This is a genomic window from Peribacillus sp. P4_C12, from assembly GCF_056402095.1.
On sequence record NZ_JBFUIB010000031.1, the window covers coordinates 24,185 to 30,589 of the forward strand.

Sequence of the window (6,405 nt, forward strand, 5' to 3'; positions counted from 1 at the left end):
ACTATTGAATAAAATCCAATTTGCCGCCATTTTCGATATGGACGGCACCTTGTTTCAAACAAATAAGATATTAGGTCCTTCACTTGAACGAACGTTTGAAATCCTTCGATCAGAAGGGAGCTGGACAGGAGATACCCCGCTTGCCACGTACCAAAGGATTATGGGCGTCCCATTAACTGTCGTTTGGGAAACCTTATTGCCAAAGCATCCCGAGCATATTCGCCGTCAGACGGACCAACTTTTTTTGGAATGTTTGAATCAAGAAATCAAAGAAGGAAAAGGTCAGCTTTTTCCTCACGTCATGGAGACCTTGTCAACGATCAAACAGCTTGGAATTTCCATTTTCATTGCTAGCAATGGTCTTGAAAGGTACTTGAAAGAAATCTGTTCATATTTTGGGCTAAATGAATATGTTACGGACATATACAGTGTGGAAAGGTCTTCGAAAGGCTCGAAGACCGACTTAGTGCGAATGCTATTGAAAGACTATCAAATTGAGAAAGCCATCCTGATTGGTGACCGGAAATCCGACATCGAAGCAGCAAAGGAAAATGGCTTAGTGGCTGTAGGCTGTCAATTCGGATTTGCCGATGAAAATGAAATGAAAGATGCAGATATACTCATCGCTGATTTTCTAGAACTACAAACTTACATTTCTAAGGGATACTAAAGACCACTTTCTAACAAGTTTTCCTGATCTGCCAGCATCACGACTATTTTATCCTGTATGGCCGTGATGCCTTTTTCTTCTACAAAGTTATTCAAGAGAATGGAAAAGATGATTTTTTCCCCTCTTTTGGTCGTCACATAACCAGATAAGGAGCTCGTCCCTGAAATTGTCCCTGTTTTTGCGCGAACGTTCCCAGTTGCATTAGTCTTTTTCATCCTCTTTCTTAGCGTTCCGCCAACCATTCGTTCTTCAACCCCTGCAACTGGCAATGCATTTAAGTATGCAGGAAACCATGTTTTTTCCTGAACGGCATATAGTAAACTCGTGATTTCATTTGCAGGGATCATATTGACTTGGGAAATGCCGGATCCATCACGCATCTTAATCGTATGCATATCGAGGCCCATTAACGCCAACTCGCTTTTTGCCACTTTCAATCCATCTTCCCAACTTCCATCTCCATTTGCCGCTTTACCCATTTCTTTTACCAAAACCTCGGCATGGCTGTTATTACTCAACTTCATGAAAGGAATAAGAAGTTGTGAAAGCGGCATTGATTCATGAGTGGCAATCATCCTTGCATCTACTGGCGTTTTACCTTGCTTCTTTTCACCGACCACTTTGATTCCTTGTTTCTTCATTGATTTTTCAAATAGGTTTAGTGCATACTCTGTAGGATCTGTCACCGAAAACCACTCTTTCGTCTGCCCAGCATGTTCCGGAATGGTCCCGGATACCGTTATAACATTTTTGCCATGAAACCTTTCGACATCGATTTTCTTCTTTCCATCCGCTGCTACGGTTTTTGTTTTGTTTATGATTTCCACATACTCCGTTTCCGGTTTCATCTTCACTGTTGCCTTTTTACCAGCTTTTTTACCGGGAGATACCTCCACGAGAATTGTCCCGGTATCATAGTCTTCATTCGGGGAAGCGGTTAATGCTGAAACAGCCGCTCCGTAGTATTCGTACTCATCACTCCAAACTAAGTCCTTGGAATAACGAACATCATCATACCAGGTGTCATCCCCAATGAGATTTCCATGGACGATTTGGACTTGATTTTGCTTCAGTGAAGCTGCCAACTCATCAAAATCCTTTTCTAATAAAGTAGGATCTCCTTTTCCTTTCAGATACACATCCCCCTGCAGAACATGGTCGACCTGCAATCCTTTTATGTACAGTTCTGTTTGAAAAACATAATCATCACCTAATGTTTCAAGTGCTGCCGCAGCAGTCAAAAGCTTTAGATTCGAGGCAGGCCGCAGTCTAGTTTGCGAACCGCGTTCATAAATCACTTCTCCCGTTTCTGCTGAACGAATGGAAATTCCCACTAAGGCACCTGCCAATGCTGGTGACTCATTCAAAATCCGCTGAATTTCCTGACCTAGAATTCCCTCTTCATTCGACGCCTGCATCGATTCTCCATTAAAAAAGCAAATCAAAAACAGGAAGAATATAAAACTCAACTTCCTTTTATATGACAAACATACCACTCCTACTCTGAAAAAAACTCATCCCTACTATCTTGTCCATTTTATGGTCAGATAAAAAGTGAAGATTCACTTGAAAGTTTCACCTAATACATACACAAGAAATTCCCCAATTATTCAAGCGGTGTTTCAGCTAATCATTTACCAATCTACACTTTTATCAATAAACGGCCCCCATACCTTGATATGATCCCCTTTTAGTAGACAGAAAAAAGAAAGCACACTAATCTGTCTATATATGGAGGGGATTTTTCTATGGGTAATATTAAAAGAACGTTTGATAAAGCATTCAAAAAGCAGGCCGTTGATTTATACCTTAATGGAGATATGAGTTATCAATCGGTCGCTGATAAATTAGAAATTGATAAAAATCAAGTCCGCCGCTGGGTTAAGTACTTTGAAGATGAAGGCATACTGGGTTTGGAAGAGAAACGAGGGAAAGCGAAGGGTCTTGGTAAGGGCAGACCAAGAACAGCTCCGGAGGATCCTGAAGAAAAAATCAGACGTTTAGAGGCGGAGAACGAAATGCTAAAAAAGCTCTTAAAGATGTAAAAGGGGGAATGGAGGCAGTAACGACAAGGAAAAAGTATGAGGTAATTAGGGAAATGTCCAAGGAACACTACCCTATTCAATTATTATGCGAAATTGCACATGTATCAAGAAGTGGATACTACAAATGGTTAAAACGTAAAATATCCCCTTCTGAAAAGCAACTGGAGGATGAAGAGATTCAGAAAAAAATTATAGGATGCTACAATAAACTCAAAGGAATCTATGGGTATCGAAGAGTAAAGGTATGGCTGGATAAAACCTACGGTTTAAACCTGAACCACAAGCGTGTCCAGCGTCTTATGCGGGAGCTAGGGTTAAAGTCCCTGATTCGGAAGAGGAAACCTTATTACGGGAAGAAAGAAGCATATGTCATTTCTAAAAACCTTCTTAATAGGGATTTTCATGCATCCGGACCTAATGAGAAATGGGTAACTGACATTACATATTTGATTTTTAATGGACAGAGACTTTACCTATCCGCCATAAAAGACCTCTATAACAATGAAATCGTTTCTTATCAAGTCAGCCGGAGAAACGACTTAAAACTTGTAATAGATACAATAAAAAAAGCAAAGAAAAAACGGAATGTTAAAGGAATTCTTCTGCATAGCGACCAGGGGTACCAATATACTTCCCACCAATATAATAACCTATTGAAAAAATATAAGATGCAATCCAGTATGTCAAGAAAGGGAAACTGCTGGGATAACGCTTGTATGGAGAATTTCTTCAGCCACTTTAAATCGGAGTGTTTCTATATGAACTCCTTCCGAACCTCTGAAGAGGTTAGAGGTGCTGTAAGTATGTATATTCGATTCTATAACCATCATCGCTTCCAGAAAAAATTAAACAACCTGAGTCCATATCAATATAGAACTCAGGCTGCTTAATTGGTCTTTTTTATTTCTGTCTATTTGACAGGGGTCACTCCAAATGGCAGGTGTTGTTTTTTATTATATTTAGTTTAATTAAAACTTACACCATATTACTTTCGCTTAAGTAGGCCGCTTTGACTTTTTTGTATTGGTATAGCATCGCTATTCGCCATGGAACAATCATCGCAAAAGCAAGAAGGAAAAACATTCCACCAAGCACGCCAACTTCAATTGTACTTCCCAGTATAAGCTTTGCAACAAGTCGTATCACCATTAGTCCGACTAAAATGAATATAAATGCTTTAGACCTCTGAATATAAATTTGTTCATTTCGAACTTCGAATTTGGATGTTTTAATTAAGAGGATAGAAAATACCATCCCTGCTACAAGAGCTTCTAGAAATTCGTATCTAGTGACCCTAAACATTGGGAAAAGAAACATCAAAGCACCCGTACTCATAAAGAGTGGGGGTAATATGATTTTTTTTTCATTCACTGGTTTTTTTGTTTCCTTCATTCGAAACATGAAAACACCCATAGCCATCACAATCGCTATACCTGTAGATATATATATCGTCATTTTTATCATCCTTTTAGCTAAAATAGGTAAGTACCATGAAAAATTATATATCACTTCAATTATTAAACAAAGTATATATTACCTAAATCAGATAAACAAGGAGAGTGTTTTAATCAAGCACCCTATTGATAGCATCTACTACTCGGCATTCGTCAAACGGCTTTACAATAAAGTCCTTTGCCCCTGCCTCAATAGCTTCGACAACCATTTTTTGTTGTCCCATCGCTGAACACATTATAACCTTTGCGTAAGGAAAATCTTTCTTAATTTCTTTAACCGCATCTAGCCCGCTCATGATTGGCATTGTTATATCCATTGTAACAAGATCGGGATTTAGTTTACGAAATAATTCTATTGCCTCTTTCCCGTTCTCGCCTTCACCAATTACTTCATGTTCTGCTTTTGATAATATTTTCGAAAGTGTCATTCTCATAAACTTAGCATCATCAACTACTAATATTCGGGCCATTGCCGTTCCTCCTCATTTCAAACAACAGAAAGCGAAATCTAATCGTATTGAAATGTAATGATAATTTTCAATAATAAGTATAGGGTATATGACTTAAGACCTAAAATCAAATGATTTAATGTGATAATATAAGTAAATTAACACAAAAAAACAGATATAAAGAACTATCAACAGAATATTCTATTAAAATATTTTTAAAAATTAACTTATCCATGGACTAAAACCCAGTAAATCCCCCGAATAGTCTAGATAGGACTGCAATTATTTTGGTCATCCAATTAAAAAATAAAATTACGCCCATTAGAATCATTAAATATCCGCCAATTTTCATAATATATTGGCTGTATGTTTTAATCCATTTCAATTTTCCGACAAAGAAGGATAAAATGAAAAATGGTATGGCAAATCCTAAAATATAAGCAGTCATATAGCTCATGGCCGCGCCTGGGTTGGTTGCACCTAAAGTGATGACAGCACCCAAAAGAGGACCTGCACAAGGCGTCCATCCAGCAGCAAAAGCAAGACCAATCAAAATCGAACCAATATATCCGCTAGGACGGTTTTTAAACTCGAAACGGCTATCTTTCATTAAGGACTTTGGTTGAAAGACCCCCACAATAAATAACCCAAAAATGATAATTAAAATGGCACCAATTTGACGAATTAATTCCTTGTAATTTGAGAAGAAAGAACCTAGATATGTAGTGCTAAACCCTATTGCAATAAAAACCAAAGAAAAACCTAGTAGAAAGAACAAAGTATGCAACATRCTCCTTCTTTGGAGCATGGCGTTCTCTGATTTAATCTCACCAACACTCATACCAGTGATATAAGATAAAAAGGCTGGGTATAGCGGTAAACAGCACGGAGATATAAAACTCAAAAAACCGGCTCCAAAAGCTAAGAAAATATTAATATCATTCAATAACCCTCACTCCTATGTAAGTACCTATAAACATTGTAACAAATAAGATAAAAAAATACATTTTTGGAACTGTGAATATTTCATGACAAACTTAAAAACCAAATAACGAAAATTAGGTTGCACTGTTGTTTTTTACCATTAGGGTAACTTATTTGAATTCATTAGACCAACCCTATATAATTGTTATATTCATACAAAATTTACAACTAGCTCATAAAAGGATACCTTAAGAATAGTTGGGTACAGGAAGGATATATAAATGGCGAAAAAAAATGAGTTTCTCGAACAGATTGAATTAAAGAGAAATGAGCTTATCAATATTGTCGCTAAAGACGGCTTAAACTCTAAGGTTGCGATAGAATATAGCCAGCAGCTTGATCAATTATTAAATAAGTATAATGAGCTCTTTTATAAAACTGGTATAGACTTTTAATTATCCCTTCAATTTCTTACCAGTTTATCTCTTATTAATAATACTTCTTTCATTACATGCTTTTTGCTACCAGTCATTCTCCCCCTTTTTTTCGTGTTCCTCCTTCCAATTTCCACTTAGTAAATAATCACTTACGTAACATTTTCTATAACCATTAACATAAAAAAATAGGCAACCGCTTTGTAAGCTAAGGCCTATTTTTTTCTTTATAAGATATTACATACTTTCATGTCTCTATATCAAAATGGAAGACGATTCGAGGATTGTCACAATAAGAATACTGGGGATCCAGCTAAGATGGATGAATTTTCGGGTACAGAAATCATGAGACAATTGTTGTTTTCCCCTAATTTCTCTTTCCAAGAAGTAATTTGCTCAATTTAATAAAAAAAATTAATCTCCATATAC

General features: G+C 37.0%; 8 protein-coding genes. 4 read left to right on the plus strand and 4 right to left on the minus strand.

Features of this window, described 5'->3' with window-relative positions:
• Window positions 1-4: 4 nt before the first annotated feature.
• Window positions 5-670: an HAD-IA family hydrolase gene (locus AC1DUW_RS08210; protein WP_407946247.1), complete on the plus strand. Its 666-nt coding sequence runs from the start codon at window positions 5-7 to the stop codon at window positions 668-670.
• On the opposite strand, the gene dacB is transcribed toward AC1DUW_RS08210, so the two are convergent.
• The gene (gene dacB, locus AC1DUW_RS08215; RefSeq protein ID WP_477642316.1) at window positions 667-2,088 is read right to left on the minus strand and encodes a D-alanyl-D-alanine carboxypeptidase/D-alanyl-D-alanine endopeptidase; all 1,422 of its coding nucleotides are present in this window, start codon (window positions 2,086-2,088) and stop codon (window positions 667-669) included. The two genes, AC1DUW_RS08210 and dacB, sit on opposite strands and share 4 nt — an antisense overlap.
• Window positions 2,089-2,418: 330 nt before the next feature.
• On the opposite strand from dacB, the gene AC1DUW_RS08220 reads away from it, so the two are divergent.
• Both AC1DUW_RS08220 and AC1DUW_RS08225 read left to right on the plus strand, forming a co-directional pair.
• On the plus strand, window positions 2,419-2,715 hold the full coding sequence (locus AC1DUW_RS08220) for a transposase (RefSeq protein ID WP_053345528.1): 297 nt from the start codon (window positions 2,419-2,421) through the stop codon (window positions 2,713-2,715).
• Window positions 2,716-2,723: 8 nt separating this feature from the next.
• Window positions 2,724-3,605, plus strand: coding sequence for an IS3 family transposase (locus AC1DUW_RS08225; protein ID WP_053346044.1), 882 nt, complete (start codon window positions 2,724-2,726; stop codon window positions 3,603-3,605).
• 85 nt (window positions 3,606-3,690) lie between these two features.
• Here AC1DUW_RS08225 and AC1DUW_RS08230 read toward each other — a convergent pair whose 3' ends face one another.
• The 3 genes from AC1DUW_RS08230 to AC1DUW_RS08240 form a co-directional block, all read right to left on the minus strand.
• Entirely contained in the window at window positions 3,691-4,170 is a 480-nt protein-coding gene (locus AC1DUW_RS08230; protein ID WP_053345527.1) for a CcdC family protein, read from the minus strand.
• Between the two features lie 109 nt (window positions 4,171-4,279).
• Window positions 4,280-4,639: a response regulator gene (locus AC1DUW_RS08235; RefSeq protein ID WP_053345526.1), complete on the minus strand. Its 360-nt coding sequence runs from the start codon at window positions 4,637-4,639 to the stop codon at window positions 4,280-4,282.
• A 217-nt stretch (window positions 4,640-4,856) separates the two neighbouring features.
• Window positions 4,857-5,564, minus strand: a complete 708-nt coding sequence (locus tag AC1DUW_RS08240) for a cytochrome c biogenesis protein CcdA (protein ID WP_053345525.1) — start codon at window positions 5,562-5,564, stop codon at window positions 4,857-4,859.
• 259 nt (window positions 5,565-5,823) lie between these two features.
• Between AC1DUW_RS08240 and AC1DUW_RS08245 the strand changes: the two genes are divergently transcribed.
• Complete coding sequence (locus AC1DUW_RS08245) at window positions 5,824-5,997, plus strand: aspartyl-phosphate phosphatase Spo0E family protein (protein ID WP_082527497.1); 174 nt, start codon at window positions 5,824-5,826, stop codon at window positions 5,995-5,997.
• Window positions 5,998-6,405: the final 408 nt, after the last annotated feature.